The following is a 26975-nucleotide window of genomic DNA, read 5'->3' as shown; positions in this document are numbered from 1 at the left end:
GTTCATGACCTCGGCGCCCGGAGGTCCAGGGGGCGGAACATGCGCCGGAGCGCGCCGACGCTCCCCGAGCGCGCAACGGTCCCTCGCTCGGGCGGAGTTCTAACGGCGTTCGAGCACGCCCCGGACGAAGGCCGCCTGGCCGGCGTGCTGCAGGTCGTCCGAGATGACGCTGATCAGACGGACCCCGAGGGTGACCGGCGGCGACCATGCCTCGTCGACGACGCGGTTCAGAGCCCTGCCGTCGAGCCCGCTGATGAAATCGAGGGTCTGTTCATGGACGTCGTCGTAGTAGCCGAGCAGCAGTTCCGGCGACCCCACCTGCACCGCCGCGACGTCCGCATCGCTGTGCCCGTACCCGGTGGCGTTCTTCTCGAAGGGCAGATCGAAACGGGAGGCCCAGTCCCGGGTGAACCAGACCTGCTCGATACCGGCCGCATCCGAGACGTGGTCGTCCTGGATCCGGGTGAGGTGCCACACGAGCCAGGCGATCGTGTTCGCTCCGCCATCGAGGCGAGCATGGAGGTCGGTGGGTGACAGTCCTTCGACCGCCGAGTGCACCGTCTCCTGGACGCGGGTGAACGCGTCCGTCAAAAGGTCAACGCTGTTCATGACCTCACCATGTCCGCTCTCCCGTCCCTCACCCGCGATCGACACGCGCCGCGCTCGGCACTGTCCGTTTCCGGACCAGGACGAGCTTGCCAATCGGGCCCAACTGATCGTTTCGGATTGAGTAAAGGTGATCTCAATCGGTCAGTCGCGGCGTTTACGGCGTCCGAGCAGAGCAGCTCGTTCTTGCTTGAGCGTGGTACACCCGGCTGTTGATTTCGGTCAGCGCGAGGAGGGGTCCGCAGAACTCGCTCAGTTGCCGGTCGACCCGAGCCGGCCGCTCCTGGCGTTGCGTCAGCCGAAGACTGTTCAGGCAGGTCACGAGGTACCCGGCACATGCCGGCCCGACAGTGATGATTGCTGCGGCGCTCATGGGCCGCCACGCCAACCCGACGCGCTGCCCGCGCTGTCGGAGGCGGGAAAACCAGCCGGAACCGCCCGCTGGAACACGTCCCACAACCTGTCCGTAACCAGACGCCTCATCACGCCATCACGTCAGACAGCCTGCTGATCAAGCCAGTTGAGATGGTCTCGAAGTGCCTTGGCTCCACAGGCCGTTCACGCAGCGGTGCGGGCCGATCACGAGCGTGACCCGGCGGGCTGTGCCCCGCAGAGCGACTCGGCAGCAGCGGGGGCGGCCTGGCGGCGTCCGCGGGGCCGGACCGAGGCCGGGGTATGGCCGGGTACGCCCCCGCCGGGGGCGCGTGCTCAGCTGGTCAGCTCCGCGATCCGGGCCAGTCGGCGCAAGGAATCCGTCAGAGCCGCGCGGTCATAGGTGCTGGTGGTGACGAGCACCTCGTCCGCGCCGGTCTCTTCGAGGGCCGTTTCGAGCGCGGTGACCACCTGGTCCTCCGTGCCATAAAGGTGACCGCGCAGTCCGCTCTCGTAGAACCCGCGCTCCTTCTCCGTCATGGTCAGCGCCTCGACCCGCTCGGCGGGGGCGAGCGGCGGGAAGACTCCATGGGTCCGGGAGTACGCCAGGGACCACGCCTCCGGTATCAGGATGCGACGCGCCTCCTCCGCGCTCCCCGCGACCGCGATCGTGCCCGCCACAACCACATAGGGGTGCGGGGCCCAGGACGAGGGGCGAAAATCCCGGCGGTAACGGTCGACGGCTCGCAGCAGCTTCTCCCGGCCGCGGAGGTCTCCCACGACCAGCGGCAGCCCAACCTTCGCCGCGATACCGGCCCCCTCGCCGGTGGCCAGCACGAACGGGGGTATGCGCAGGCCATCGGCGGGGCGGGCATGCACCTGCGGGTGGGCGCGCTGCGTGCCGTCCAGCCAGCCGAGCAGCTCGGTGAGTTGCCCGGCGAAGTCCTCAGCGGCCGACTTGTCCCGGCCGAGCGCCCTGCGAATGCCGTCGGTGAAGCCCACCGAACGCCCGACTCCCATGTCGATCCGTCCGGGAAAGAGGGACTCCAGGACCCCGAACTGCTCAGCCACCACCAGCGGTTGATGGTTGGGGAGCATCACGCCGCCCGTGCCGGCCCGGATGGTGGATGTCGCCGCCGCGACGGCCGCGGCCAGCACAGTCGGCGCCGAACCGGCGACGCCCGGCACACTGTGGTGCTCGGACACCCAGAACCGGTGGTACCCGAGCGCCTCGGCCTCCTGGGCGAGGCGCACGGTGTCACGCAGCGCCTCCGGGCCGTCGTGCCCCTCACGGGTGCGGGAACGGTCGAGCACGGAAAACCGGGTGGACGCGATCACAGAACTCACACCCTTGTTAAACGCCCGGCCCGCGCCAGGATTCCCCCGGCCCGTCACGGAACCGACGAGCACGGCCCCTGAGCGGTAGTGCGGCACCGCCCAGGGGCCCACGACGGCCGTGCGCCCATCGCGTCAGGGCGCTCGGGGCGGCCTTCGGTCACCGCCCGGCGCCGACGCCTCCAGGGGCCGGCCACTTCAGGGCCGGCTACTCCGGCGGCCGGCTATTCCATGGGGTAGATGTCGCCGCTCGCCATGCCGCTGACCTGATCGCTCTCCGCTTCGATCCTGCGGGCCTTCTCCTTCAGGCGCTGGCGTTCCTTGGGGTCGGAGGTGCGCTCGGCTGCGTCCTTGAGGTCCTTCGCCTTGGCGCGCATCTCCCTTACGCGACCGCGGTATTCCTCTGACTCGCTCATGATCACTCCTTGGATCTGTGGGCGGAGCGGACCCCGCCACGGAACCAGGCCTTCCGGGACACCGCGCTCCGGGTGGCTACCTGGCGTAACCCCCGACGGAGGGGCATTCCTCGGCCCGGCGTCCCGGGTGGCCGACGACGGACGGGCTCGGCTTCCCACCCCCAGAGTAGTCAGAATGCGACCGACACGAGCCTTCACCGGGCACAGCACCGGCGCATCCCGCTCGCGCCGCGACGCCGGTGCTGCCCTCATCCTCGGCACCGCCGCCAGGGACACCGGGACGCGCGCCCGCCCGGCCAGCGGACATCCGCGGCCAGAAGTCCGAGTCCGATGCCCAGCATCCAGGAGTCCTTGGCCAACGGGATGCCGTTCTGGGTGGGCCGCAGGCTGCCGGACTCCCGCATCCCTGGCACCCGGAGGTAGAGACCGAGCAGGCCGCCGGAGAACCCGGTCAGCGCCAGTCCGGCCAGTCGGGTCGGTACGAAGGGGGCGAGCAGGGCTCCGCCGACCGTGATCTCCGTCAGCGCGAGCAGCCGGGTGAATCGCTTGGCTTCGATCTTCTCGAGGAACGGGTAGGCGATACAGGCCATGCCGTGCACGCCATGGGCCGTCTCTTCGTCCGCCTTCAGCTTGCCCAGGCCGGAATTCAGGATGAACGCGCCGGTGGCGAGGCGAGGGGTCACATCGCGGGGTTCGAGGGTCGTCATGGGAGCCTCCATCGATCTGGTATTCGACCCCTGATCGAGCTTAGCCAGAAGGTGTCGGAGCCGCTTCACGAGGCATCCCGCACCGCACGCTGTCCGTTGCGCCCCGCCCGTGGAACCGAGCCAATGGAACCGAGCCAAGATGGTGCCGGATTCAACTACGTGGTCCGGTTTCCGGCCGCAAAACAGACGGCGCAACTCACTCCCGTGCCGTCGTCCGCCCCGTAGGAACAGCGGTCGTCCGTGGTCCTGACGCCGGCATTGAAGGAACCGAAGATCGCCTGGAGCACGTGATTCCCGTTCGCGTCCACGGGCCTCGCCTGGAGCCCGGCATACGGGCGGGTGCCACCCTTCAGCTTCGGCCGGATGCCGACGCATCACCGGAACGGGCAAGCGACTTGCCAGAACGAACGAGCGGCGAAGCAGCAGCCGGTTCCGATGCCCCCACAGTCCCCCGATGTCGACTTCTGCGGATCGCGGAGCAACCTCGGACACGCGACTGCCGTCTTGATCCACAGCAAGGCGGTTCGCCGCAAGTGACAAGCCACGTCCGACCCCCCACGAGCGCCCGGGTCAGATCACCGGGCAACTATGCACTCCGTGTATACACCACATGCATAGTTGCCCTGGTGCCGCTCGGCCGCACGCGAAAGGCTCCCATGCACAGCAAGGCACTGGCGCCCGAGTACCAAGGCGCCCTCACCAAGATGTCGGTGAACTCCTCTCTCACGGATGTACTGGCAGAAGGAGTACGTCATTTGAGGGAGGCCGAGCTCTCCGGCTCGCAGCGCGAAGTGGCGCGGTGCGGGCTCGCGGTCGCCGAGGCGCATCGCAGACTCGGCAACGTGAAGGAGGCCGACCGGGCGTGGAAGGCCAGTTACCGGGCTGCCCGCTCAGCCGGTGACCCGGGGGCGATGGCGTGGGCGCTGTGGAGCGGCGGGACCCTTGCCCGTCAGCGCGGCGAACTCCGCCTCGCCTTCCGCCTGTTGGGGTTGGCTGCCGACATGGGGAAGCGTGGCGGGGACATCGTCGCCCGTGGCTACTCTCTCGCCGGCCTTGCGGAGACCGGGCGAATACAGGGCGACTACCAGAAGGTCGCGGTCCTGCACGAACAACTGCTCGCCGAGGCGCGCGCCCGTGGCGAGGCGCGCCACACCGTGTGGGCGCTGGAAGGCATCGCACAGATCCACCGCAACACCGGATCACTCGACAGCGCCCTGGCCATGTTCGAGGAGGCCGCCGAGCTGGCCGGGAACGCGGACGACCGGCGTGGCCGCGCGTGGGCCCTGCGCGGCATGGCCGACATCATTTCCCTGCGGGACGACGATCCGGAGCGGGCCCTGACCCTGCTCACGGAAGCCGAACTCACCTGCCGTGAGATGAAGTTGTCCAGTGCGCTCGCGTACAACCACAAGATGCGCGCCAATGTGCTCTTCCGCGCCCGCCGTTACGAGGCGGCGCGCCAGGTCTACGAGGAGGCGCTCGCCGAGTTCCGTGCCATGGCCGAACCCCGGGGTGAGGCGCTGGCCCGGCTCGGTCTCGTCAAGTCGCTCGCCCGGCTCGGCCGCGACCGGAACGAGACCGCCACCGATCTGGACGAACTGCGCCGCACACTCAGCCGGATCGGCCTGCTCAACGCCCGGGACATGGTGGACAAGGCGTACGCCGAACTCGGCGTGACGCAGGCCGGTGGCGCGGCCGACGAGGAAAGTGGACGACGATGACACCGCCGCCGGTAGCCCAGCGGGCCACGGCACCGCAGATTCTCGCCCGCTGCCGCGACCTCGTACGCCCGGCGCTCGCACAGGCCGTGCAGCGCCTGCACCCGTGGCACGCGGAGATGGCCGCGTTCTCCCTCGGGTGGGGCACGGCGGACGGTGGCCCCTCCACTGGCTCACAGGGCAAAGGGGTGCGTCAGGCCCTCACGCTGCTCGGCGCCGAGGCCGCCGGCGCCCCCGCGGAGGATGCCGTCGTCGGCGCCGTCGCCGTCGAGCTGATCCATGTCTTCTCCCTCCTGCACGACGACATCATGGATGGCGACGAGACCCGCAGACAGCGCGCCACCGCGTGGAAGGTGTACGGGACCGGCCCCGCGATCCTCGCGGGCGACGCGCTCTTCGCCCTGGCCGTACAGACGCTGGCCGACGCTCCCGGCGTGCACGGTGCGGCAGCGGTCCGGCTTCTCGCCGGCACACTGACCGATCTGGTCCGCGGTCAGGCCGAGGACCTGCTCTTCGAGTCCCGGCCCTGGACCGGGCCAAAAGCGGTGCGGCCGCACGAGTACCGGTGGATGGCCGAGCACAAGACCGGCGCGCTCCTCGGCTGCGCGGCGGGCCTGGGCGGGGTGCTCGCCGGAGCCCCTGCCACGACCGTCGACGCCCTCACCACGGCCGGCCGGCACCTCGGGGTGGCATTCCAGTCCGTGGACGACCTCCTGGGCATCTGGGGAGATCCGCAGGCCACGGGCAAGCCCGTCCACAGTGATCTGCGCCGGCTGAAGAAGACGTACCCCGTCCTCGCGGCCTTGGCCACGGACCACCCCGCTGCCCGGCGCCTCGCCGCACTGCTCGGCGCCGACGGTCCGCTCGACGGCACCACCGCGCGGCGGGCGGCCGATCTCGTCGAGGAAGCCGGCGGGCGTTCGGCGACACTGGCCGAGGCGCATCAGCACCTCGACAGCGCTCGGCGCAGCCTGGAGAACGTCCCGCTGGCCCCGGCCGCACTCGGTGAAATCGTCACGCTTCTCCCGTTCCTCGTCGACCGCACCATGTGACCCGACGCGGGGGCCTCTGCCGGAGACACCGCTTCCCCCGGCTCTCCCCATCAGCGCCGGTGGCCTGAATCCCGTCACCCGGGCCGGCCACCGGCGCACCCGCGGACCGGTTCGTGAGGCCCGTCGGACCGGGGCCTACTCCTCGATGGCCCCACCGGTCCGCCGGAGATGCTGCCGGAAGGTGTACGACGGATCGGCCGATCGCTGTGCCAGATAGCCGTCGAAGGACGTCTGCTTGCGCAGTGTCTCGCCCGCCCTGATCCTGCGGGCCTGTTCACGCTCCGTCTGCCGGATCGTGTGCGCGGTCGTCAGCACTTCTTCGATGTGTGCGGCCGGGACGAACAGCACGCCGTCCTCGTCGCCGAGGACGAAGTCGTCCCCGCTCACCAGGTGCGGGCCGAACCGTGCCGTGGTGAGGGCCTCGGATTCCCGCTCGTCCAACCGGACGGGGCCCAGTGGGTAGTTGCCGTAGCTGAAGACAGGAAGGCCGATCTCCACCAACTCCGGTGAGTCGCGGTGCAGCCCCCACACCACGAGGGCCGCCACGCCCGCCGCCTCGGCCTCCAGCACCGCGAGATCTCCGACGCATGCCTCGTCCGGCCGGCCACCGTTGTCGATGACCAGCACATCACCCTGCTCGGCGCCGCCGTAAGCCTCCAGGAACACGTCCACGCTTCCGTAGTGCCGCACCGGAAGTGCCCGGCCCGCGATCCGGTGTCCGGAGATCAGCGCTCCGATACCGGGTGGCGCGGCACGCAGTGGCACATCGACGCGAAGGCAGGCATCGGCCACCAGCGGTGTGGACAGGTCATCAAAGAGGTTCAACATGGCGTTCTCCCTGACACGGTGCTGATGGGCTCACCCGTCAACAGCACCTGAATGCAACAGCGGGGCAGGGGCGCGATGTTACTGGCGTGGTCTCGAAGCGTCGACGGTCCGCTTCAGCCGGCGGGTCCGGCGATGAGGACGGCCGCCGGCTGCTGATCACAGGAATGGCCGAAGCCGCCGTCCGTCACGCGAAAGGCTCGCTCTGATGCGGCTCCGGGACGACACCCCAGGTGATCCAGCCGTGCCGCATGTCCCAGGTGCCACCGGCGGCACACGCGCCGCGCAGACCGTGGACGGTGTCCCCACCGGCGAGCTCGACGAGCCGCGGGGTGGCGAGCGAGGCGAAACCGAAGGTGCGGGCCGGATCCCAGTCGGTGGAATGACGCAGGCGCCGCACGAGCTGGGCCACTCCGAGCGGCGCACCGGCCAGCACCCACGCATCCGGGGCCTGGGCCGTCAGCCGCCGAGCGGGACGGAGCCACGAGGCGGCGTCCTCGGGCCAGTCGACAACAGCGAGCACATCCCGCGGCAGGGACTGCCATGCACGCACGAACGCCTGGGCGGTGGTACGTGAGTCGGCATCGCGCCCATGCCCGACGGCAACGGACCGGATACGCGAGCGGGGCGCGGTCAGCAGGCCGATCAATGCGGCCAGCTCCGCGTCCGTGTGGGCATCCGGTGCCGGACTGTCGGCGACAGCCTTGCGGAGCTTGGGTGATCTGCTCCGTGCAGCATCTTTGATCAGGCTCATCAGGTGTCCTCGGGGCTCTCTCACCGCCAGGGGCGGCAGTGCGCGGGTGCGCCGGCCGTCTTCTTGGCCGGCATGGGTGCGGTCGTTCATTTGGCGTCGTGGAAGACGAGGCCGAGGGTGCGGCGCCGGCCGGAGCGGACGGTGCCGACCCCGTGCCGCATGGGCGCGGTCGACCAGCCGCGCCTGGAGGCGACCGGCCGGTCGCGGGTGGTGAAGACCAGCCCGTGTCCTTGGAGAAGGACGGTGGCCGACCCCCGGGACTGGGCGCGGGGGCGCTGCTCGGTCATGAGGAATTCACCCCCGGTGTAGTCGGTGCCCGGCACGTCGAGTCCGATGACGACCTGGAGCGGGAAGAGCATGTCGCCGAAGACGTCGCGGTGCAGGGCGTTCCAGTCCCCGGCACCGTAACGCAGCAGGATCTGGGCGGACTTGGACTGCCCGGCCTCGTGACACATGCCGAGCCATTCCTCCAACTCGTCCGGCCACGGGGCGGATTTACCCAACCTGTCGGCCCAGGCACGGGCGATCGGCAGCAGGTGCGGGTAGAACGCCTCGCGCAACTCCCGGACCACTTCGGGCAGATCGTGGGTGAAGTAGCGGTAGTACCCGGAACCGAATCGGTGGCGGGCCATGTCGATGGTGGAGCGGAAGCGATCGGTCTCGTCGTACAGCCCGGCGAGCTCGCGGCACCGGTCGGGGGTGAGGAGCCGCCCGGTCGGCGCGCTGCCGTATTCGTCGATCTCTTCGGTGAGCGCGGCCCAGTCGGTGGCGTCGACCAGGTCGCTCACGGTTCCGGCCGGTCGTGTTGTGTCGTTCACGGGTCTGGTCCCTCGGTGTGCGGTTGGCGACAGGCAGGGTCGGTGGCGTCGCCGCGGCCCGGCGGAAGTGGCACGGGGCGCGACGGCGCCGGTCAAGCGGCCGCCTGGACGACGCTCTCGGCGACTCCTTCGTGGCGCAGCAGTTGCTGCTTGCGCTCCAGCCCTCCTGCGTAGCCGGTCAGGGAGTCGTCCGCGCCGATCACGCGGTCACACGGCCGGACGATCAGCAGCAGTTCATCCCAGGGGCCGTCCATGGTCGTGCAGAGCGTCATCGCGCCTTCCTTCCACCGGTTTTCACCGACCCATCTACAAATCTGCGGCATTCGCGGGACGTAATCCGGCGGATTTCGGACGGCGCATTTCGCCGCGCTCACGTGCCCCCGCACGGCGTGCCGGAACCTGGCGGACGGTTTAGACGGGCGTCGTGGAAGATGAGCCCCAAGGTGTTTCGCCGCCCGGGTTCGACAGTTCCGGCGGCGTGCCGGCAACAGCCGTTCTTGCCGCGCTCCGGCCGGCCCCGTCCGTGAAGTCCTCGCCCGGTTGGTTCAGCGTGATCGCAAACCGGAGCGAAAACACGATGTCGCCGTGGACGCCCTGATGCAGGCAGGCGTAGTCACCCGCCCCGTAGGTGTCGGACGTGCCGACGAGCTCCTCGCACGGATCGCGGCCGAGCAGGGGCGGGTGAGTCGCACGGTGTCCACCGCGTCGACGGACCAGGTGAACGGTTGAAACGGCTCAGAACCCCAGCATCGACTTGTCGAGCACGCCGCCCACCGCACCGTAGAAGCTGCACGTGACGGAATGCCCAGCTCTTCTTCGGAACACAAAGCCTGCGAGGAACAGAAGCACGAAGAGTCCCCCGATGACCACAGCCACTACGGGGCTGTAGATGACACACACGAGGACAAGCACGCCCAGCCAGACGATGGCGGGGAGCAGAGAACCACGGAGCACGGTGCCGAAGCTGATCACAACCGGGCCCTCCCGCAGAAATCGTTCGTTCCACAGGTCGATGTGGTTCCGCGTCGCGCAGCCCATTCTTGCCATGGACTGATCAGAGCACCCCTCATGCGGTGCGCGCCAGAGGCCACGGACCGATCAGGTGAGGGTCTGTCTCAGCCTCCTCTCAGCCGGCTCCGTACAGGCTGGAACAGTACCCGGACCTGAGGAGGAGGTTTCCTCATGGCCTCGCACACCGTGGAGCCGCCTGTCGTTCCGGCTTCATCCTTCACCGACCCGAGCGCGACGAACACGGCCCGTCGGCTGCACCACTTCTTTCAGGACTCCTGTGACCGCACACCCTGGGCCGTCGCTCTGGAATGCGATGAGCAGCATCTGACGTACGCCGATCTCGACGCACGGGCCAACCAGGTGGCCCACTACCTGCGCAGTGTGGGCGTCGGTACGGGTACTCGGGTGGCTGTCCTGCTGCCGCGGTCCGTGGACATGTACGTGTCGCTCCTGGGCGTGTGCAAGGCCGGGGCGGCGTTCGTGCCGCTCGACCCTGCGTCCCCGCCCGAACGCATCGCGTACATCCTGGGCGACTCGGGCGCCGAGGTGCTGCTGACCACGGGCGATTTGATCCCGCGCGCCGGGCATGCGGAGACGGAGGAGCCGGGAGGGTGCCGGGTGATCCGTACCGACGCCTGGGCGAGTGAAGTCGCTTGCCTTCCCACGACGCGGCCGGCTGCCGACATGTCCGCTGCGGGCCGGTACGAGAGCGATCCCACCGCCTACATCATGTACACCTCGGGCTCCAGCGGCAGGCCCAAGGGCGTGGAGATCGCCCAATCAAGCATTTGCAACTTCCTCGGTGTCGTGACTCCCGTGTACGCCGTACGCCCCGATGACCGGGTGTTCCAGGGCATGACCATCTCGTTCGACTTCTCCATCGAGGAGATCTGGCCGACCTGGACGGCAGGCGCCACGCTCGTCGCCGGGCCGAGCGGTCCCGCGCGGCTCGGTGACGAGCTCGCCGACTTCCTGGAGACACATCGCGTAACCGTGCTGTACTGCGTACCGACGCTGCTGGCGACGATCCCGCGCGAGCTGCCGCGGGTCCGCAGTGTCGTCGTGGGTGGCGAGGCGTGCCCGCAGAGTCTCGTCGGCCGGTGGAGCAGGCCGGGACGCCGCATCCTCAACACGTACGGACCGACAGAGGCCACCGTCACGGCGACCTGGCAGGAAATGCGGGCAGACCGGCCCGTCACCATCGGACGGCCTCTGCCGACGTACTCGGTGGTGCTTCTCGACGAACAGCGGCGGCCCGTGCCCCACGGTTCGACCGGCGAGATATGCCTGGGCGGTCCCGGCCTGGCCCGCGGTTACGTGGGCCGGCCGGACCTGACCGCCGACCGTTTCATCGAGCACCCGCTGGGTCCCCGGAGCGGCCGGCTCTACCGCACCGGTGACCTCGGCCGGATGACCGTCGACGGGGAGATCGAGTACCTGGGCCGGGCCGACGCCGAGGTGAAGATCCGGGGTTACCGGGTGGCACTCGGTGAGATCGACAACGTGCTGCTGGAGGACCCCGGCGTAGCCCAAGCCGTCACCGCGCTCGTCCCCGCGCCGGACACGGGCAGGACTCCGCAGACCCGGGACGACCTGGACCCGGCCGGGCACAGCGAGACGGGGAGCGGCAAGGTGCTCGCCGCGTACGTCGTACGTGCCACAGATACTCCCGAGCCGGACGCGGCCTCCGACGGCGACCTCGTCGGCCGCCTGCACGAGCACCTGCAACGTACTCTGCCCGCGTACATGGTGCCGTCGTTCCTGGACATCCTCGACCGCCTTCCCGCTATGCCGAGCGGCAAGGTCGACCGGCGGCTGCTACCCCCTCCGGGCCGCCGGCTCATGGGGACCGGCCGCATGGTGCCCGCCCGTGGTGAGTCGGAGACGCGGGTGCGGGACGCCTGGGCCCAGGTGCTCGGCCTCGCTCCCGACGAGTTGTCGGCCGAGGCGAACTTCTTCACCGATCTCGGCGGCCACTCGTTGCTCGCTGCCCAGGCCGTATCGCTGTTGCGCGGCCGTGGCAGGGGAACCGGGCCGACTCTGCGTGACCTGTACGAGTACCCGACCGTGCGGGGGTTCGCAGAGCGGATACGCGCCTCGGCGGCCACCGTGGGCACCGCCGGCCCGCCCCGCTCGTTCATCCGCCACAGCCGCGGCCGGATCGCGCTCGCCGGACTGGCCCAGGCGGGGGTCATCTACGTCGTGCTCCTGCTGTTGGCGTTGCCTGTGGCCCTCTCGTACGCCGCACACCACGGCCAGGTCTCGGGCGGGGAGGTCGTGCAGCCGACGATCGCCGTCCTCGCCGGATACCTGGCGGTGCGCTGGATCCTTCCTCCTGCCCTGGCGCGCCTGCTGGGGAAGGGCATCGCACCTGGCCGCTACCCACTGTGGGGGCCGACCTATCTGCGTCTGTGGGCGCTGAACCTGCTGGTGGAGATCAGTCCGCTGCGGGTACTCAGCGGCTCCCCCATGATGGCTCCCTACCTTCGGCTGCTCGGTGCACGCGTCGGAGCCCGCACCACGATCGCCACCGGCCTGATCGGTCTGCCGGCTCTGCTGACGATCGGCAGCGACGCGGCGGTCGGCTACGGCGTTTCACTGCGGCCCTGGAAGGTCGCGGACGGACGGGTCACCGTCGCGCCGATCACGGTTGGTGAGCGGGCCTTCGTCGGTGCCAACGCGGTACTTGAACCCGGTGCGTGCATGGGGCCGGACTCCGGGCTCGGTGAGCAGTCCGTGATCGGCCAGGACGAGTCGATGGCGGGTGGAGCGCGCTGGGCCGGATCACCGGCGCGCCGGGTCGAGGCTCTCACTCCGGTCGTCGAGACGATGCTGCGCACACGCGGCGTTGCACATCGCTGGCGGCCACGACATCTGTCCGCGGCGCTGCTCGGCCTGGTTTTCCTGGAACTGGCTCCTCTGCTGATGGTCCTGCCCGGCATCGCGTTGTTCTGGTTCGCGTGGCTGCGCTGGGGTGCGGGCTCCGGGCTGGTGGCCACCGCACTGTCCGGCCCGGTCTTCGTGGGTACGGTGTGTCTGGTGGTGGCCGTCGGCAGGCGCCTGGTCCGGCCCGGGGTGCCGGTGGGCATCCACTCGGCGCGCTCCTCGCTCGGCGTGCGCAAGTGGTTCGTGGACAAGTTGCTGGAGTACAGCCTCATTTTCACCAACGCCCTCTACGCCACCCTCTATACCGTGCCGTGGCTGCGGCTGCTCGGCGCGCGCGTGGGCCGGGGTGCCGAGGTTTCCACCGCCTCGCACGTCGAGCCGGGCCTGCTGACCCTCAAGGAAAGGAGCTTCGTCGCGGACATGGCGAGCATCGGCTCCGCCGTCTTCGCGGCCGGCCAGGTGGCCATGGGACCCACCACGGTGGGCAGCCGCGCGTTCGTCGGTAATGCGGCGCTGGTGGCGGCCGGCACGGAGCTCGGTCCGAACTCCCTGGTCGGCGTGGGTACGGTCCCGCCGCCCGACGGTGTGCCCGACGGGACTACGTGGCTCGGCTCCCCGGCGTTGCGGCTGCCGGTGCGCCAGAGCAGCGGTTCGTACCCTGAGGAGCTGACGTACCGCCCGACCCGCAGGGCGGTGCTCGCTCGTCTGGGTATCGAGTTCTTCCGCGTCACCATGCCCGCGTCGCTCCTGGCGACCAGTGCCTACCTGTACCTGCTGGCTCTGTCCGGCCTTGCCCGTGGCGTCGGCCCACTGGTCCTGGTGCTGGTGTCGCCCTTCCTGGCCATGGGCGCGGCGCTCACGGTCATCGCCTACTGCATGGTGGCCAAGTTTGCCGTCGTCGGAAGGTACCGGCCGCGTATCGAGCCACTGTGGAGCTTGTTCGTACGGCGTACGGAGTTCATCACCGGCCTTTTCGAGGGGGCCGCGGTCCCGGCGGGGGTGGGTCTGCTGGTGGGGACACCGTTCCTGCCGGTGGTACTCCGCATGTTCGGTGCCCACATCGGCCGGCGCACCTGGATCGGCACCACCTTTCTCACCGAATTCGACCTGGTGGAGGTGGGCGACGACGTAGCGGTCGGCATGAACGTCTCACTGCAGACGCATTTGTTCGAAGACCGTGTCATGAAGATGTCGACGGTGACTGTCCGGTCCGGTGCGGATATCGGCACCCGGGCCATCGTGCTGTACGACGCGGTGGTGGGCGAGCGTGTCGGACTCGGGGCGTTGTCCCTGGTCATGAAGGGGGAACACCTGCCGCCGGGGACGAGTTGGCGAGGGCTCCCCGCCGAAGGAACGACGAGCCCTCCCCGACCGGTTCGAGGGGACTCATCGCAGCCGACTGCGGTGCCCGACGCATGACCACTGGCAGCAAGGAGGAAGCCATGATTCAGGCCGGGAAGCCCGGACCCCGCCCGCTCGCGCTCGTCTACCGCGGCCCGGCATCGCTGCCCGGTTGCCCGGAGGCGGTCGCGGACCTGCTCGCCGCCGGCCCGTGGGAACTGGACGTCCGCTTCACCGGTCCGCGCGAGGCCCTGAAGTTGTCGGCCGGTTCGCTGTCCGGGGCCCTTGTGTATGCCCAGCCGGGCGGCATGTCGCTCCGGCCCGCCTACCGGAAGCTGAGGCGGCAACGTGAGGCGATCCGTGACTTCGTCCATGGCGGCGGACGCTACCTGGGCTTCTGCCTGGGCGCCTATCTGGCAGGGGCCACCCCAGGATTCGCTCTGCTGCCCGGCGACACCGACCAGTACATCCGCTCGCCGGGGTGCACGGTCCACGACACCGGCAACACCCTGGTCGGGGTGGTGTGGCGGGGACGGCCCCGCACCGTCTTCTTCCAGGACGGACCGTACTTCGCGCTCGACGCGGACGCGGACGCGACCGTCCTGGCCACCTACACCAACGGCGCGACCGCCGCGGTCGTCACCCGGTTCGGCGCCGGCCGCGTAGGGGTCACCGGACCGCACCCGGAGGCCGGCGACGACTGGTACACCGACAACCGCCTCCCGATCCACCACACCCGGGATCTCGCGCTGGACCTCGTGAACACGGTGATGGAGAGATGACCGCGGTGCCCACTCGGTTCGGAGCTGCACCCGAGGGAGGCCCTGGAGCTCTTGGCTCTGCCCGCAGAACCGGCCCCCGGCGTTCGCCCGCGCCTGGGTACGCAAGGAGGCATACCTCGAGGGGCTCGGCACAGGTCTGACACGCGGGTTGTCCGTCGACTACGTCGGAACGGGGCCCGTCCCCACTGTGGCTGATGACCGACATCGCCTTGGGCAGGAGCCGCGTTGCGGCGATCGCCGTCCACTGCTGCTGACCGCGCGCGTCGGCAAGGAGCAGTCGGTGGCTCCGGCTCCACCCGCCGAGCGGGTGGCCGACGGGACGGAAAGTGCGGATCAGGCGCTCACGCACGTCCGCGATGTTCCTCTACCGGTCATCTGCCGACCGACTGCCGTCATCCGGCCTCCTGCCCTGCCATCCGGCCTCCTGCCCCTGCGCCCCGGCTCGTCACCACGCGGCGCCTGCTCTCTCGCCGTGTCGGTCCGGCGTGCATCACGCTCGCCTCGCCGGACCTCGTCCCGACGCCTGTCTCGACTGTCTGTCATCGTTCCTCTCCTCACCTGCTCGAGACCTCCAGCGTGTGCCGCGGGCACTGAGAGGACCCTCAGCGGCTTCTCAGGGGACAGTCCGCAGGTTGCGGCACTAGGGTGGATGGAGAGGCTGCCATGCGGATGCTGATCATCGAGGACGAACGTGGACTTGCCGCGGCGATCGCCGACGGACTCGCCTCGGAGGGCTTCGTCGTCGAAGCCGCACATGACGGTGTGGACGGGCTCTGGCGGGCCCTGCACGAGCCGCACGACGTCATCGTCCTGGACATCATGCTGCCCGGCCTGTCCGGGTACGAGGTCCTCAAGCGGATGCGGGCAGCGAACGTGTGGACCCCCGTGCTGATGCTCACGGCGAAGGACGGAGAGTACGACGAGGCGGACGCCCTGGACCTCGGCGCCGACGACTACCTGAGCAAGCCGTTCTCGTACGTGGTACTCGTGGCCCATTTGCGGGCGCTTCTGCGCCGAGGAGCACCACCCCGGCCCGCGGTGCTCTCGGCCAACGACCTGACCCTGGACCCCGCCCGTAGGCGGTGCCGTCGCGGGAGCCATGAGATCGACCTGACCGCACGGGAGTTCACCCTCCTGGAGTTCCTGCTCCGGCGTGCCGGCCAAGTGGTCAGCAAGACGGAGATCCTCACGCACGTGTGGGACGAGAACTTCGACGGCGACACCAACATCGTCGAGGTCTACGTCGGTTATCTGCGGCGCAAGATCGACGCCCCGTTCGACCGCCAGACCATAGAGACCGTCCGCGGAGCGGGGTACCGGCTACGGAGCTGAGGAGGGTTGCGGATGCGCGTCGACATCCCGGCCTGGTGGTCCCGCCGGTCGCTGCGGCTGCGGCTGACCGTCGCTGCTGCCCTCGTGATCGCGTTCGGACTGGCCGGTGCCGCTGTGCTGCTCGTTCTGTGGCTGCATGCGACTCTCATCAACGAGCTCGACCAGACCGCCCTGCAGGACGCCCAGGTCGTCGCAGCAACCCTCCAGGCCGAACCGCGCGACACTGTACTGCGCGACACCTTCCACGGCGAGGCCGCTGTCCAAGTGGTCGACGCCAAAGGAACAGTGCAGGCCAGCTCGGCGAATCTGCGCAGCAGACCCCGGTTGTTCGACTTCCCACCGAACGGATCCGGTACCCCGCACGCCCGCACCGTCCAGGACATCACCGTGGGCGATGACAGTGCCTGGCGTGCTGTGGCCGTCCCGGCCGGTACCCATCACAACCCGATGACCGTGTACGTCGCCATGTCCACAGAAGACATCGACCACGGCCTGACCAAGCTGACGTTCGGCCTCGCCACCACCGTGCCATCGACGGTGGCCCTGCTCACCGGCGTCGTATGGCTGCTCACCGGACGCGCACTGCGCCCCGTGGACTCCCTGCGAACCCAGACCGCCGAGATCACCGCATCGGACCTGGGGCGCCGACTCGACGTGCCCCCCGCCGAGGACGCTCTGGGCCGGCTCGCGAAGACCTTCAACGACTTGCTTGCCCGCCTGGAGGCCACGACCCGGCGGCAGCGCGGTTTCGTCGCCGACGCCGCCCACGAACTGCGCAGCCCGCTGAGCACCTTGCACACCCGCCTGGAGGTCGCAGTCAGCCGTCCCGACACCACTGACTGGCGATCGCTCGCCCCCACCCTGCTCCAGGAGACCGATCGGCTTTCCCGGCTCGTCGACGACCTTGTGCAGCTGGCCCGCCTCGATGCCCGTCCACGCCTGCGCAAACGCCCGGTCGACCTGGACGAGATCGTCTTCACCGAGGTGGGCGAGGCCCGCCAGCGCACGTCCCTCGTCATCGACCAGCATGCCGTCAGCGCCGCGCGCGTCCACGGTGACCGGGATGCCCTCGCCCGCGTGGTGCGGAATCTACTGGACAACGCCCTGCGCCATGCCGCCACCCGCATCGACATCCGCCTCTACGTCCTGGACGGCATCGCAAACCTGGTCGTGGCCGACGACGGTCCCGGCATCCCTGCCGCCGACCGGCAACGCGTCTTCGAGCGCTTCACCCGACTCGACCAAGGGCGCGCACGGGACACGGGCGGCAGCGGCCTGGGGCTGGCCATCGTCCGCGACATCGTCACCGCCCACCATGGCAGCGCCCACATCGAGACCAACCAGCCAGGCGCTCGGATCGTCGTACGGATTCCCGTCGGCGATCGGTAGCGGCCGCGGCGTCCGCGGTCGACCCTGTGCGGGCTCCTGACTGCGGGCTCCCGGTCCACTGCCGCGATATCTGAAGCGAAATCCCGGCTCAGGGCCCTAGATCCAGTTCGCCCAGCCGAAGGAGAACAGATACGCCCGCCGAGTCGCTTCCCCTCCGCCGAGGCCTCGAAGGTGCATGACCGCCAGTGTCATGAGAAACAGTGCGGCGAAGGCACCGGCTACAAGGGCACCGGCTACAGGGCCTGCGAGCAGGCCCACGACCGTACTCACGACGACTACGGTCCCCGAACCAAAATGCGCGGCAGCGAGATCTGCCCGCGCTGCCTCCCGCAAGTCCCTGCGCTCCGCCTGGACATCGGAGTCGTACCGCTCGCGCGCCCGTTCCGGGTCGGCAGCGGGCCCCTCCGGCCACTGCATCTTCGTCCCCCGTTGCAATGGACCACATCCTGACGGTGCCTCCACACCATCGTGCCCAGGACGGCGGGGCGTGTACAGATGCTGGGTGCGGATCACCTGAACGTCGACGTGAGTGACCGGCGTGGGCCGGCGCGCCGTCAGCCGTGCGCCGGAGCACCGAAGGCCGTCCGCTCCTTCGCCTCCTCCCGACGCGACTCCGGCGGCAGCTGGATCGACGAGCCCGTCAGGAACAGGAGCGACGGGTGGATGGCCGGTGGCTCCGCCCGTAGGGGTGACTTCCTGCGCATGTCGAGCCGGGAGCCAGGGAGGACGCGGCCCCTCCTGGTACCAGCAGGGAATGCCCGAGCCCTCGCACCCGCAGCCCGACAACACGGACCCCGGCGTACCGTCCGAAGGACGACGGCACCGGATCCGCACCGCGTCACGCCGGGCGCTGCGCGGCATGACCGGCCCCGCGGCCCTGAACCCGGGCACGCGACAGGCGCCGCCCGGCCCGCGGTCCACGCCACGCGTGAACCCCACACTCCAGACGGCCGCCGCCTACGCCTGGCGGATCCTCGTGGTGGGAGCCGTCGTGTACGCGCTCTTCTCGGCGCTGGGGCGGTTCCACGAAGTGGCGGTAGCCGTCTTCCTCGGCCTGGTCGTGACCGCGGTGCTGCGCCCGGTGGCGGATCTCCTGGCCCGTCCGATGCCGCGGCCACTCGCTGTCGCCGTGGCACTGCTCGGCAGTATCGTCCTCGTCCTCGGCGTTCTGACCCTCGTCGGCGAGGTGGTCGCCGGAGAACGCGCCGGGCTGGAACGGGAGTTCAGCGACGGTCTCGGCAGGATCGAGCACTGGCTGGAGGGGCCGCCGTTCCGGCTGAATCAGAAGACGCTCGACAACCTCCACTCCCGGATCGGGCAGTTCCTGTCGAGCCATCGCTCCGCCCTCATCAGCACGGCCGTCAGCGGCGTGGGCCGACTGGTCGAGGTGGTGACGGTGTTCGTTCTGGCGTTGTTCTGTTCGGTCTTCTTCATTCACTCGGGCGACCGGCAGTGGGACTGGTTCTGCGATCAGCTTCCGCGGACGGCTCGGGCCCGGGTGGCGATCGTGGGCCGGGCTGCCTGGCGTACGTTCACCGGGTACACCCACGGCATCATCCTGGTGGCGGGGACCAACGCCGTACTCGTCGGACTGGCCCTGTTCGCACTCGGAGTGCCACTGGCCCTGCCTCTGGCCCTGCTGGAGTTCTTCGCCGCCTTCATTCCGTTGATCGGCTCACCCATCGCCCTCGCGGTCGCTGCCGTGGTGGCTCTGGCGGCGAAGGGCCCGATCGTGGCGGCCGTCGTCCTCGTACTGATCGTGGTCATCGGCCAGATCGAGGGCCATCTGCTGCACCCGCTCGTGATGAGCTGGGCCGTACGCCTGCACCCGGTCGTCGTCGCGCTCTCGGTGATCGGCGGCGCCATCGCGGCAGGAGTGCTCGGAGCGGTGGTGGCGGTACCGCTCGTGTCAGTCCTGTGGTCGGTCCGTCAGGCACTGCGCCCGGCAAGCGGTTCCACGCGCGACAAGAGGTGAGCGGTGCGCGCGGGGACGGGTGCGTCGAGGTGGAAGCGAGGCACCGGCCTCCTCGGCCGGCCGGCCCGCCCCCGCGCGCGGGGGCGGAAGCCGAACCGCTTGTGCCGATGCTGTCGTACGGCCGTTGTCGCCGCTCTCCCCCGCAGGCTCGCGTCGGCCGTCCGGGCCGGGGCAAGATCCTCGCCCCGCTCCACGGGGTCGTGCTGCGGAGCGGGCGCCTCGGCTCGCGTCAGCGGGGTGTCAGGTGCTGCCTCCTCACCACCAGGCCCTTCGGCGCCTCGACGTGCGCCGTACCGTCCGCGTCGACGGAGATGTCGAGCCGCCCACCCGCGACGTCGAGTCCCTCGACCTTGAGCGGCCGGTACGCCTCCGCGAACGCGGGCGCGACCGTGAGCGTTCCGCCGGGGACATCGGCGGACAGACCGAGCACCGATTGGAGGATCATCACGGACGAGGCCGCCGCCCAGGCCTGCGGTCGGCAGGACGCCGGATAGGGCGAGGGCCGCGCGTCGGTCGCCGCGCCGTGGCCGGCGAACAGCTCGGGCAGCCGCGCGTCGAAGGCCGCCGACGCGGTCAGCAGCCCCTCGGACAGGGATGCGGCCGACTCCGGGAACCCCGCCCTGACCAGGCCGTGCACCGCGATCGCGGTGTCGTGCGGCCAGATGGAACCGATGTGATAGCCGTACGGGTTGTAGGCCACGTGATCGCTGCTCAGGGTCCGCAGACCATGGCCCGAGTCGAGGTCGGGCGCGCCGAGCCTGGCGGCCAGCAGGGCGCTCTCCTCATGGTTGAGCAGGCCCGTACCCAAGAGATGGCCGAAGCCCGAAGTGACCGAGTCGACCGGCTTCCTGTCCCGGTCGAGCGCCACGGCCGGGTACGGTCCCCGCTCGTCCTCCACCCAGAAGTGCTTGCGGAAGCGATCGCTCAGCCGCTCGGCCCACTCCTCCCACTGGTCGGCGCCGGGGCGACCGAAGGCGCGCAGCAGGTCCGCGCCACCGCGGGCCGCCTCGTACGCGTACGCCTGGACCTCGCAGAGCGAGATCGGGGACGCGGCGAAGCCTCCGTCGCGGTACCGGATGGAGTCGCCGGAGTCCTTCCAGCCCTGGTTGGCCAGGCCACGCCCGGTGTGGTCGATGTACTTCAGGAAGCCGTCCCCGTCCGCATCGCCGTGGTCACGCATCCAGGCGAGGGCGGACTCCGCGTGCGGCAGGAGCTGTTCGACCTGCTCGGGCGCGAGGCCCCAGCGCCAGGAGTCGTGCAGCAGGGTGATCCAGAGCGGGGTGGCGTCGACCGTGCCGTAGTAACAGGGCGGCAGGGAGAAGTTCTCGTTGAAGTCCTGGGTGGCGCGGCGCACTTCGTGCAGGATCTTACCGGGCTGTTCCTCGGTGTCCGGGTCGGACTTCGCGCCTTGTCGCCGGGCGAGCGTGCGCAGCGTGCCGGCGGCGAGTTCGGTGCCCAGCGGCAGCATCATGCGGGCCGCCCACAGGGAGTCGCGGCCGAAGAGGGTGAGGAACCACGGGGCACCGGCCGCCAGGAACTGGTCGGCCGGCTCCTCCGGGTCGGTCAGCCGCAACCTGTCGAGGTCGGCGGCCGACTGGCTCAGCCAGTGGTCGAAGCGCCGGTCGGCGCTGCGCAGCGCCGGTGTACGCCAGGGCAGGCTCTGCGCGGGAGGCGCGGGGAACTGGTCGCCGTCATCGTGCGCCGCCTCGCAGTCCAGTACGGCGGTCCATGACGAGCCGGGGGCGAGTGCGATGTCGTACTCCAGCCGTCCGGCGGCCGGGTCGACGGCGGCGGGCTCCGGGGAGCTGGTGAGGCGTACGGCGAAGCCGTCCCGGGACCAGTCGAGTCCGCTTCCGGTGGCGGTGGCGGTGACCGGGCTCTGCGCGTGTCCGGACTTGACGCGCTCGATCGGGGCGAGGTCCGTCCCGGCGGTGACGATCAGCCAGACACGGACGTGCTGCCGCCCCGCGTTGACGACTTCGAGGGTCTCCTCCAGGTGCCCGGGGGTGACGCGACGACGCCGGTGCAGGGTGACTGCCGGGTCCGGCGTCTCCTCGCCCAGCCCGCGCAGCACACTGCGGAAGGCAGCACGGTCCGCTCCCTCGAAGGCTCCGCGCACCGGGGCGAGCGCGATTCCGTCCGCCGCGACGGTCAGCCGAGCAAGTGCCCTGCTGTCGCCGTGGTAGAAGCCGTCGGCCGAACCCTCGATCTGCCCGTCGTCGTGCGAGATCGCGAAGCTCGGAGCGTACAGCGTCACACAGGCGTCGTGCAGGAACGGCTGGAGGCCCTCGACCGACGGGCCGGCCTCCGTCTCGGAGTTTGTTATGTCGTGGGTCTTGACAGTGGTGTCCAACAGAGCAGAACCTCTCAGGCATTAGAGCGTTCCAAGAACCCTAACGACGACCTCAGGGCGTTGACAATGCTTTTGGAACGCTCCAATAATCTCGTCAGTTCGCACAACCGGTTCCGGAGACTCTCATGCCCCGCTCCCCCAACACCCCCGCGACCAAGGCCGCTTCGGTAACCCTGGCCACGGTCGCACGGCGGGCCGGAGTCTCTCCGCAGACGGTGTCGAACGCACTCAATTCACCCGAACTGCTGCGTCCGGAGACCCTGGACCGAGTTCTGCGCACCATCGACGAACTGGGCTATCGCCCGCACCGAGCGGCGCAGACCCTCCGCACCCGCTCCAGCAAGCTCATCGGGTACGGAATCCGCCCCACCGCCCCGGGTATCTCGGCCCCGGTCATGGACCGGTTCCTGCACGCCCTGTCCCAAACGGCCGACGAGGCCGGGTACCGGGTCCTGCTCTTCGCCGCACCCCCCGGCAGCGCGGGCCTGGACGGGTACGAGGAACTCCTCGACCTGCACAGCGTGGACGGTTTCGTGCTGAGCGGAACCGACCGGGGCGACCAGCGCCAGGCCTGGCTGGAGAAGCGGCGTGTGCCGTTCGTGGCCTTCGGCCGGATGTGGTCCGGCCGACAGATCGGCGACTGGGTCGATGTCGACGGCGCCTCGGGCACCGACGCCGCGGTCGAGCACCTGGTGGGCCTGGGGCATCGCAGGATCGCGTTCCTCGGCTGGCCGCGCGGCTCCGGGGTCGGCGACGACCGCGCCGCAGGCTGGCAGCGCGCCATGCGGCGGCACGACCTTCCGGTGCGCGGCAGGCGTGCGCAGAGTGTCGATGACATCGCCTCGGCGCAGGCCGCCGTCGGACCACTCCTCGACGCGGGTGCGACGGCCGTGATCGCCGCGAGCGACATGCTCGCGCTGGGCTGCTACCAGGCGCTGCGCGAGCGACGGGCCGTACCGGGCACGGATGTCGCGGTCGTCGGCTTCGACGACTCCCCCACGGCGGCGCTCCTGTCCCCCGGACTGTCCACCGTCGCCCAGCCGCTGGAGGCTGTCGGCCGCGAATGCGTCCGGCTGCTGCTGGCCCGGATGTCGGACGTCGGCGCTCCGCCCGAACGCGTCCTTCTCGAACCGTCTCTCGTCGTGCGTGACAGCACGTCCGCGTCGGACGACTGAACCACCCCCCAACGCCCGTTCCACGGGCCTTCCATTCACAGCGCGCCCTTTCCGGGCGGCTGAGCCGCAAGTGTCATCCCTCCTGGAGGAACTCATGAGAACCCGTACGGCCGTTGCCGCCTTCGCCACCTGCGCGGCGCTCCTGGCCGCCACCGGCTGCTCATCCAGCTTCGGCGACAAGAAGCCGGAGCAGGACAAAGCCGGCAAGCAGAAGCTGACGGTACTGATCGCCACCTCGGGGGACGCCGAGACCCAGGCAGTCAAGGCCGCCGCCGCCGCATATGAGAAGAAGTCGGGCAACTCGGTCGCGGTCGAGACGGCCAAGGACATGAACCAGCAGCTTGCCCAGGCCTTCGCCGGGCACAAGCCGCCGGACGTCTTCTACGTCAACTCCGACCAGTTCGCGAACTACGCCAAGGGCGGCTCGCTGTACCCGTACGGCGACCGGATATCCGACGCCGACGACTTCTCCCAGCAGCTGCGGACCTCGTTCTCGTACGACGGGAAGCTGGTCTGCCTGCCGAAGGACACCTCCACCCTCGGTCTCGTCATCAACACCGACCTGTGGAAGAAGGCCGGGTTGACGGAGAAGGACTATCCGAAGAGCTGGGAGGAGCTGAAGACCGTCGCGGACAAGCTCACCGGCAAGGGCGTCACCGGTCTGGTCACCAGTGACGAGTACCAGCGGCTCGGGGTCTTCATGAAGCAGGCGGGCGGCTGGCTCACCGACCCGAGCCAGAAGAAGATGACCGCCGACAGCCCGGAGAACGCCAAGGGGCTCGAGTTCGTCCAGTCCCTGCTCAAGTCCGGCTCGATGAAGTTCGCCAAGCAGGTGGACACCAGCTGGGGCGGGGAGGCACTCGGCAAGGGCAAGGCCGCCATGACCATCGAGGGCAACTGGCTCGAAGGCGGCATGAAGCTCGACTACCCCGATGTGAAGTACACCGTCGCACCGCTGCCCGCGGGGCCGGCCGATAAGGGCACCCTCGCCTTCAGCAACTGCTGGGGCGTCGCCGCGGACAGCGCGCATCGCGACGCGAGCGTCGACCTCGTGAAGTACTTGACGTCGGCCAAGCAGCAGATCGCCTTCGCCGACGCGTTCGGCGTCATGCCGTCGCGGACCAGCGCCCTCAAGACGTACGCCGAGAAGAAGCCCGCCGCCACGGCCTGGGTGGACGGCAGCGCCTACGCGCAGGGTCCCGTGACGATCGCCGGCTTCGACAAGGTGCTGAGCCAGTTCAACACCGATCTGCAGTCGCTGCGCACCGCCGACCCGAAGAAGATCCTCGCCGACCTCCAGCGCAACGGCGAACAGGCCATCGCGAAGGGCAACTGAGCCCCATGCCCAACCGCACGATGCGCGCGAGCGGTACCCCCCGAACGACCGGCACGCCGGGCGCACCTGACAGCGCACCCGGCAGGGCCGGTACGACCGCGAAGGCTCGCGCCCGGCGCGCGGGCCTTCGCGGGGAGGGCACCTGGGGCTGGCTGTTCGTCAGCCCCATGGTGCTCGTCCTCGGCCTGTTCATGGTGCTGCCCATCCTGATGGCGCTGTGGGTGAGCCTGCTGCACTGGGACGGACAGTCCAACCCGTTCTCCGGCCAGGCCGATTTCGTCGGCCTGGACAACTACCGGTCGCTGCTCACGCAGGACGGACTGGACCGCACCCTCTTCGCGACCGCCCTGCGCAACAACGCCTACTACGTTCTGCTGACCGTCCCTCTGCAGACACTGCTGGCACTGGGGCTGGCCCTGATCGTCAACCAGAAGCTGCTGCGGGGGCGTGGCGCCCTCCGTACGACGTTCTTCTTCCCGTCGGTCACCAGCTCCATCGCCGTCTCCACGGTCTTCCTCTTTCTCTTCCAGGGCAGCGGAGCCGTCAACTCCATGCTGTCCTGGATCGGAGTCAAGGGACCGAACTGGTTCGCCGATCCCCGCGGGGTGCTGTCGCTGATCCTGGGCGGCCTGGGAATCGTCGACCCGGAACGGCCCACCGGGATGTTGGCCGATCACTCCGCCATGGGCCTGTCGTGGTTCGAGTGGCTCTCGGGTCCCTCGGTCGCGATGTGCACACTCATCCTGCTCGCCGTGTGGACCACCTCCGGCACCTTCATGCTGATCTTCCTCGCGGCACTGCAGAACATTCCGCGGGAGCTGGAGGAGTCGGCCGCCATGGAAGGGGTCAACCATCGCCAGATGCTCCGGTACGTGACACTGCCCGCGCTGCGTCCTGTGCTGTTCCTCGTCCTGACCCTGGGGCTGATCTCCACCTGGCAGGTCTTCGACCAGGTGTATGTGATGGGTCAGGGGGCTCCGGGCAACACGACGCTCACGCCCGCCTTCCTGTCGTACTCCGCGGGCTTCGAGGACGCGGACTTCGGGCAGGGCGCGGCGATCGCGTTCATCCTGCTCGCCCTGATCCTCATCCTCACCGCGTTCCAGCGCTGGGCGCTGCGGGAACGTGGTACACGCACCGGGAGGAACCGATGACCGCCGCCGGCACGACCGTACGCGACCGGACTCGGCGTTCCTCTCGCCGTCCCGCGTCGCACGACCGGGCACGCCCCGTCCTGAGCCGCTTCCCGCTGCCGTGGCGGCTCGCGGGGTACGCCGCGGTGCTGGGGCTGGGTCTGCTCTATCTGCTGCCGTTCGTCCTCCAGTTGGTGACCGGCTTCAAGACGGACCCGGACGCCGCCGCACACCCGCTGACCCTGCTGCCGACCACTCCGACCACGGCCGCGTACCAGCGGCTGTTCGGACTGAGCCAGGCCGCCGGAGAGGTGCCGTTCCTGCGCTGGCTGGGCAATTCGGCGCTGGTGGCGGTACTGGTCACCGCGGGCCGGGTGCTGTTCGACTCCATGGCGGGGTACGCGCTGGCGCGGCTGCGCTTCCGGGGCCGCTCGGTACTGTTCGGCTTCGTGCTCGCGGTGATGGCGGTGCCCGGTGTGGCCCTGCTCATCCCGAAGTTCCTGGTGCTCAACACCTTCGGGCTCTTCGACACGTACACCGGCATGGTCCTGCCGCTGCTGGTGGACGCGGCGGGCATCTTCATCATGAAGCAGTTCTTCGAGTCGGTGCCGCGCGAGGTCGAGGAGGCCGCGCGGGTCGACGGGGCGGGGGTGTTCCGGATCTTCTGGTCCGTCGTCCTGCCGATGGCGAGACCGGCGTTGATCACCTTGACGATCCTGTCCTTCCAGGGGTCGTGGAACGAGTTCACGCACTTCCTCGTCAGCACGCAGTCCGGCCGGTACGAGACGCTCACCACGGGTCTGGCACGCTTCGTGTCGGGCGGACTCGGCGGCGGAACGCAGTATCCGCTGAAACTCGCCGCGGCCCTGCTGTCCACCCTCCCGGTGGCCGCGCTGTTCTTCTGCTTCCAGCGCTACTTCGTCAGCGGCGCCAACGCGGGCGCGGTCAAGGAGTGAGCTCGGGCCGGATGGGCCTCGTCGTTCCGGGCGCGATGTCCCGATCACCTAGACTCGGCGGATGGCGAAGTATTTCGACGTGCACCCCGAAAATCCTCAGCAGCGCACCATCCGCACCGTGGCCGACAGCATCCGCTCGGGCGCGCTCATCGCGTATCCGACGGACTCCTGTTACGCACTGGGGTGCCAGCTGGGCAGCCGTGACGGCATCAACCGAATCCGGTCGATCCGGAATCTGGACGATCGTCACCACTTCACCCTCGTGTGCCAGAACTTCGCCCAGCTGGGTCAGTTCGTGCACATCGACAACGATGTGTTCCGCGCGATCAAGGCCGCGACGCCCGGCAGCTACACCTTCATCCTCCCGGCGACGAAGGAGGTGCCGCGTCAGCTGCTGCACCCGAAGAAGAAGACGGTAGGAGTGCGGATTCCGGACCATGTCGTCGCTCAGGCTCTGCTCGCCGACCTCGGTGAGCCGCTGCTCTCCAGCACCTTGCTCCTGCCCGAGGAGGACGAGCCGCTGACCCAGGGCTGGGAGATCAAGGAACGGCTCGACCATGTGGTGGACGCCGTGGTCGACTCGGGCGATTGCGGCACCGAGCCGACCACGGTCATCGACTTCTCCAGTGGCGAACCGGAGATCGTACGCCGAGGGGCGGGCGACGCCACACGGTTCGAGTAGGCCGCATCGACGGTCCCACGC

Annotated in this window: 23 protein-coding genes and 1 pseudogene; 13 read left to right on the top strand and 11 right to left on the bottom strand. The window is 69.6% G+C overall.

The features are described from left to right. Positions 1-99: 99 nt before the first annotated feature. The 4 genes from ACFU8Q_RS17740 to ACFU8Q_RS17725 form a co-directional block, all read right to left on the bottom strand. Positions 100-609 carry a DUF664 domain-containing protein gene (locus tag ACFU8Q_RS17740; protein ID WP_384454331.1) on the bottom strand — a complete coding sequence of 170 codons (510 nt, stop codon included), beginning with the start codon at positions 607-609 and terminating at the stop codon, positions 100-102. Between the two features lie 705 nt (positions 610-1314). Further along, the gene (locus ACFU8Q_RS17735; RefSeq protein WP_384454334.1) at positions 1315-2316 is read right to left on the bottom strand and encodes an MsnO8 family LLM class oxidoreductase; all 1002 of its coding nucleotides are present in this window, start codon (positions 2314-2316) and stop codon (positions 1315-1317) included. A 221-nt stretch (positions 2317-2537) separates the two neighbouring features. Continuing rightward, entirely contained in the window at positions 2538-2729 is a 192-nt protein-coding gene (locus ACFU8Q_RS17730) for a DUF6381 family protein (protein WP_384454328.1), read from the bottom strand. Positions 2730-2977: 248 nt separating this feature from the next. Beyond that, positions 2978-3436, bottom strand: coding sequence for a hypothetical protein (locus tag ACFU8Q_RS17725; protein ID WP_384454325.1), 459 nt, complete (start codon positions 3434-3436; stop codon positions 2978-2980). A gap of 656 nt (positions 3437-4092) precedes the next feature. Here ACFU8Q_RS17725 and ACFU8Q_RS17720 point away from each other — a divergent pair. Together ACFU8Q_RS17720 and ACFU8Q_RS17715 are read left to right on the top strand one after the other, a co-directional pair. Further along, a complete protein-coding gene (locus tag ACFU8Q_RS17720; RefSeq protein ID WP_384454322.1) occupies positions 4093-5157 on the top strand; it encodes a tetratricopeptide repeat protein in 1065 nt (354 codons plus the stop codon). Beyond that, a complete protein-coding gene (locus tag ACFU8Q_RS17715) occupies positions 5154-6206 on the top strand; it encodes a polyprenyl synthetase family protein (RefSeq protein ID WP_384454319.1) in 1053 nt (350 codons plus the stop codon). The genes ACFU8Q_RS17720 and ACFU8Q_RS17715 overlap by 4 nt, the downstream gene beginning before the upstream one ends. A gap of 135 nt (positions 6207-6341) precedes the next feature. On the opposite strand, the gene ACFU8Q_RS17710 is transcribed toward ACFU8Q_RS17715, so the two are convergent. The 5 genes and pseudogenes from ACFU8Q_RS17710 to ACFU8Q_RS17690 form a co-directional block, all read right to left on the bottom strand. Further along, positions 6342-7034, bottom strand: a complete 693-nt coding sequence (locus tag ACFU8Q_RS17710; RefSeq protein ID WP_384454316.1) for an RraA family protein — start codon at positions 7032-7034, stop codon at positions 6342-6344. 184 nt (positions 7035-7218) lie between these two features. After that, the gene (locus ACFU8Q_RS17705; protein WP_384454314.1) at positions 7219-7785 is read right to left on the bottom strand and encodes a hypothetical protein; all 567 of its coding nucleotides are present in this window, start codon (positions 7783-7785) and stop codon (positions 7219-7221) included. An 86-nt stretch (positions 7786-7871) separates the two neighbouring features. Beyond that, complete coding sequence (locus ACFU8Q_RS17700) at positions 7872-8603, bottom strand: 2OG-Fe(II) oxygenase (protein WP_384454311.1); 732 nt, start codon at positions 8601-8603, stop codon at positions 7872-7874. A gap of 92 nt (positions 8604-8695) precedes the next feature. Next, a pseudogene (locus tag ACFU8Q_RS17695) lies at positions 8696-8833 on the bottom strand (MGMT family protein); the annotation flags it as partial. A gap of 181 nt (positions 8834-9014) precedes the next feature. Further along, positions 9015-9179 (bottom strand): hypothetical protein, encoded by a 165-nt coding sequence (locus tag ACFU8Q_RS17690; RefSeq protein ID WP_384454308.1) that lies wholly within the window; start codon positions 9177-9179, stop codon positions 9015-9017. A 9-nt stretch (positions 9180-9188) separates the two neighbouring features. Here ACFU8Q_RS17690 and ACFU8Q_RS17685 point away from each other — a divergent pair, with 9 nt between their 5' ends. Beyond that, positions 9189-9332, top strand: coding sequence for a hypothetical protein (locus ACFU8Q_RS17685; protein WP_384454306.1), 144 nt, complete (start codon positions 9189-9191; stop codon positions 9330-9332). A gap of 6 nt (positions 9333-9338) precedes the next feature. On the opposite strand, the gene ACFU8Q_RS17680 is transcribed toward ACFU8Q_RS17685, so the two are convergent. Continuing rightward, a complete protein-coding gene (locus ACFU8Q_RS17680) occupies positions 9339-9650 on the bottom strand; it encodes a hypothetical protein (RefSeq protein ID WP_384454302.1) in 312 nt (103 codons plus the stop codon). A 135-nt stretch (positions 9651-9785) separates the two neighbouring features. On the opposite strand from ACFU8Q_RS17680, the gene ACFU8Q_RS17675 reads away from it, so the two are divergent. The 5 genes from ACFU8Q_RS17675 (at position 9786) to ACFU8Q_RS17655 (ending at position 19319) form a co-directional block, all read left to right on the top strand. Continuing rightward, a complete protein-coding gene (locus ACFU8Q_RS17675; protein WP_384454299.1) occupies positions 9786-13919 on the top strand; it encodes a Pls/PosA family non-ribosomal peptide synthetase in 4134 nt (1377 codons plus the stop codon). Beyond that, on the top strand, positions 13916-14623 hold the full coding sequence (locus tag ACFU8Q_RS17670) for a BPL-N domain-containing protein (RefSeq protein WP_384454296.1): 708 nt from the start codon (positions 13916-13918) through the stop codon (positions 14621-14623). The genes ACFU8Q_RS17675 and ACFU8Q_RS17670 overlap by 4 nt, the downstream gene beginning before the upstream one ends. 663 nt (positions 14624-15286) lie before the next feature. Next, entirely contained in the window at positions 15287-15955 is a 669-nt protein-coding gene (locus tag ACFU8Q_RS17665; protein WP_384454294.1) for a winged helix-turn-helix domain-containing protein, read from the top strand. Between the two features lie 12 nt (positions 15956-15967). After that, positions 15968-17344, top strand: coding sequence for an ATP-binding protein (locus ACFU8Q_RS17660; RefSeq protein ID WP_384454291.1), 1377 nt, complete (start codon positions 15968-15970; stop codon positions 17342-17344). 754 nt (positions 17345-18098) lie between these two features. Further along, positions 18099-19319, top strand: coding sequence for an AI-2E family transporter (locus ACFU8Q_RS17655; RefSeq protein ID WP_384454289.1), 1221 nt, complete (start codon positions 18099-18101; stop codon positions 19317-19319). Between the two features lie 229 nt (positions 19320-19548). On the opposite strand, the gene ACFU8Q_RS17650 is transcribed toward ACFU8Q_RS17655, so the two are convergent. Further along, the gene (locus tag ACFU8Q_RS17650; RefSeq protein ID WP_384454287.1) at positions 19549-21672 is read right to left on the bottom strand and encodes a glycogen debranching N-terminal domain-containing protein; all 2124 of its coding nucleotides are present in this window, start codon (positions 21670-21672) and stop codon (positions 19549-19551) included. A gap of 125 nt (positions 21673-21797) precedes the next feature. On the opposite strand from ACFU8Q_RS17650, the gene ACFU8Q_RS17645 reads away from it, so the two are divergent. The 5 genes from ACFU8Q_RS17645 to ACFU8Q_RS17625 all read left to right on the top strand — a co-directional run bounded on the left by ACFU8Q_RS17645 (position 21798) and on the right by ACFU8Q_RS17625 (position 26954). Then, positions 21798-22847, top strand: coding sequence for a LacI family DNA-binding transcriptional regulator (locus tag ACFU8Q_RS17645; RefSeq protein WP_384454284.1), 1050 nt, complete (start codon positions 21798-21800; stop codon positions 22845-22847). 94 nt (positions 22848-22941) lie between these two features. Further along, positions 22942-24183: an extracellular solute-binding protein gene (locus tag ACFU8Q_RS17640; protein ID WP_384454281.1), complete on the top strand. Its 1242-nt coding sequence runs from the start codon at positions 22942-22944 to the stop codon at positions 24181-24183. Between the two features lie 5 nt (positions 24184-24188). Continuing rightward, on the top strand, positions 24189-25337 hold the full coding sequence (locus tag ACFU8Q_RS17635) for a carbohydrate ABC transporter permease (protein WP_384454278.1): 1149 nt from the start codon (positions 24189-24191) through the stop codon (positions 25335-25337). After that, positions 25334-26272 (top strand): carbohydrate ABC transporter permease, encoded by a 939-nt coding sequence (locus ACFU8Q_RS17630; protein ID WP_384454275.1) that lies wholly within the window; start codon positions 25334-25336, stop codon positions 26270-26272. Before ACFU8Q_RS17635 ends, ACFU8Q_RS17630 begins: the two co-directional genes overlap by 4 nt. Positions 26273-26333: 61 nt before the next feature. Further along, a complete protein-coding gene (locus ACFU8Q_RS17625; protein ID WP_384454272.1) occupies positions 26334-26954 on the top strand; it encodes an L-threonylcarbamoyladenylate synthase in 621 nt (206 codons plus the stop codon). Positions 26955-26975: the final 21 nt, after the last annotated feature.

Origin of the sequence: Streptomyces sp. NPDC057543 (assembly GCF_042801895.1) — a bacterium.
Lineage (GTDB): Bacteria > Actinomycetota > Actinomycetes > Streptomycetales > Streptomycetaceae > Streptomyces.
The sequence above is the reverse complement of the archived record's forward strand: the minus strand, read 5'-3'. Positions and strand labels throughout refer to the sequence as shown.

Bases quoted from the DNA above. Each gene is read 5' to 3' on its own strand.
- ACFU8Q_RS17740 (WP_384454331.1), bottom strand. From the start codon at position 609: ATGAACAGCGTTGACCTTTTGACGGACGCGTTCACCCGCGTCCAGGAG.
- ACFU8Q_RS17730 (WP_384454328.1), bottom strand. From the start codon at position 2,729: ATGAGCGAGTCAGAGGAATACCGCGGTCGCGTAAGGGAGATGCGCGCC.
- ACFU8Q_RS17725 (WP_384454325.1), bottom strand. From the start codon at position 3,436: ATGACGACCCTCGAACCCCGCGATGTGACCCCTCGCCTCGCCACCGGC.
- ACFU8Q_RS17720 (WP_384454322.1), top strand. From the start codon at position 4,093: ATGCACAGCAAGGCACTGGCGCCCGAGTACCAAGGCGCCCTCACCAAG.
- ACFU8Q_RS17715 (WP_384454319.1), top strand. From the start codon at position 5,154: ATGACACCGCCGCCGGTAGCCCAGCGGGCCACGGCACCGCAGATTCTC.
- ACFU8Q_RS17710 (WP_384454316.1), bottom strand. From the start codon at position 7,034: ATGTTGAACCTCTTTGATGACCTGTCCACACCGCTGGTGGCCGATGCC.
- ACFU8Q_RS17705 (WP_384454314.1), bottom strand. From the start codon at position 7,785: ATGAGCCTGATCAAAGATGCTGCACGGAGCAGATCACCCAAGCTCCGC.
- ACFU8Q_RS17680 (WP_384454302.1), bottom strand. From the start codon at position 9,650: ATGGCAAGAATGGGCTGCGCGACGCGGAACCACATCGACCTGTGGAAC.
- ACFU8Q_RS17675 (WP_384454299.1), top strand. From the start codon at position 9,786: ATGGCCTCGCACACCGTGGAGCCGCCTGTCGTTCCGGCTTCATCCTTC.
- ACFU8Q_RS17670 (WP_384454296.1), top strand. From the start codon at position 13,916: ATGACCACTGGCAGCAAGGAGGAAGCCATGATTCAGGCCGGGAAGCCC.
- ACFU8Q_RS17665 (WP_384454294.1), top strand. From the start codon at position 15,287: ATGCGGATGCTGATCATCGAGGACGAACGTGGACTTGCCGCGGCGATC.
- ACFU8Q_RS17660 (WP_384454291.1), top strand. From the start codon at position 15,968: ATGCGCGTCGACATCCCGGCCTGGTGGTCCCGCCGGTCGCTGCGGCTG.
- ACFU8Q_RS17655 (WP_384454289.1), top strand. From the start codon at position 18,099: ATGCCCGAGCCCTCGCACCCGCAGCCCGACAACACGGACCCCGGCGTA.
- ACFU8Q_RS17645 (WP_384454284.1), top strand. From the start codon at position 21,798: ATGCCCCGCTCCCCCAACACCCCCGCGACCAAGGCCGCTTCGGTAACC.
- ACFU8Q_RS17640 (WP_384454281.1), top strand. From the start codon at position 22,942: ATGAGAACCCGTACGGCCGTTGCCGCCTTCGCCACCTGCGCGGCGCTC.
- ACFU8Q_RS17635 (WP_384454278.1), top strand. From the start codon at position 24,189: ATGCCCAACCGCACGATGCGCGCGAGCGGTACCCCCCGAACGACCGGC.
- ACFU8Q_RS17630 (WP_384454275.1), top strand. From the start codon at position 25,334: ATGACCGCCGCCGGCACGACCGTACGCGACCGGACTCGGCGTTCCTCT.
- ACFU8Q_RS17625 (WP_384454272.1), top strand. From the start codon at position 26,334: ATGGCGAAGTATTTCGACGTGCACCCCGAAAATCCTCAGCAGCGCACC.